The sequence below is a fragment of the Piscinibacter defluvii genome (genome assembly GCF_004011805.1).
Taxonomy (GTDB): domain Bacteria; phylum Pseudomonadota; class Gammaproteobacteria; order Burkholderiales; family Burkholderiaceae_C; genus Piscinibacter; species Piscinibacter defluvii.
The window spans coordinates 1-1,205 of sequence record NZ_RCHJ01000118.1 but is presented as its reverse complement, the minus strand read 5'-3'; the positions used below and the strand labels follow the sequence as shown (position 1 = coordinate 1,205).

The following is a 1,205-nucleotide window of genomic DNA, read 5'->3' as shown; positions in this document are numbered from 1 at the left end:
CGGAGGTCCCTCTCGAGCGACCAGTTAGGCCTCGGCCCTGGTGGCACGCGCACCGTTGACGCCGACGCCACCGTTTGGGCGCCAAGGTGGCCAATGCCTGGGCGGCGGAGTTCATGCCGGACTCACGAACTACCTGCGCTCGAAGGCACAGTCTTCCGAGGGCGCAGGCACCACTGACAAGCTGACAGGGGAGGTTGCCCAGTACAGCCGCAGGTCCGACCTACTCGCCAGCCGAGAGGCCGTGACCGAAGGCATAGCTCGTCCGAGTTTGCTGTCGCCTGGCGCTCGTGGGCCAAGATTGGGAAGCGCGCTTGGTGGCACGACTGCGATGGCCCGAACTGCTAGCGCGCTCCGAGGCCTAACGTTGGAGCTGAGCCGCCCGCGGAGGCAGGCAGCGTAAGCCCGGACTGAGACAATGTACGGAGTACCTCAGGCCGGGCTTACGCTGCCTGCCGTAGCGGGTCGGCTCGAGCGACAGGTTAGGCGTCATTGCGTGTCCTGCCAACGTGGAACCATTGCGAAACGAGCCTTCAGTTCCTCGGTTTTCACCCGCGCCCTTTCGAGCTCGGTCGACGACATGCTGTCAGCCCGTGCCTTGAGCGACTTTTCCAGGTAGGCCTGCAGTCTAGGGTTTGTCTCACGCGCCAACGCCAAGCTCAGCCATGCGAAGGCCTGCGTCGCATCGTAGACAGTAAGTTCGCTGGCACCGAGCGTGAAGCCCATGTCTACGAAGCCCAGCTGAAAGCCAAGGTCAGCGGCCCTTTCAAACTGGACGAGCGCCGCCTTCGACTGACCCTCACGCCTTAGGATGACACCAATGACGTGCACGGCTGGAGGAAAGCTGCGCGCTGCGGATGTGCGGAGAAGCTCCAGGCTTCGTTCGACGTCTCGCCTAACGCAGCGGCCCGTTTCCAGTTCCGTGCCCAACCAGTACTGCGCCTTGGCGTCACCTGCGGCTGCCCTTTCCTCACGTGCGGCAACGGCATCCTTGGCGCAGGATGTGTCGGCCAAGTTTGGTTGTGCGTAGGCCGCCGCGACCAGCGACAGGGTAGCGAGAAGGGGTAGGGGCTTCATGACGCCTAACGTTTGAGCTGAGGCGACCGCCGCGGGTTGGCGCTTGGGCCGCGAGGCCGAGGATACGAACCGCGGCTTCGCGGCCCAAGTGCCAAGCCGTGGAGGGTCGCCTCGAGCGAAGGGTTAGGCGT

The 1,205-nt window shown here is 64.5% G+C and carries 1 protein-coding gene; it reads right to left on the bottom strand.

What is annotated here, in order from left to right; all coding sequences use genetic code 11:
• Positions 1 to 486 precede the first annotated feature (486 nt).
• Positions 487 to 1,074 (bottom strand): SEL1-like repeat protein, encoded by a 588-nt coding sequence (locus D9C15_RS33160; RefSeq protein WP_128003714.1) that lies wholly within the window; start codon positions 1,072 to 1,074, stop codon positions 487 to 489.
• Between the last annotated feature and the right edge of the window lie 131 nt (positions 1,075 to 1,205).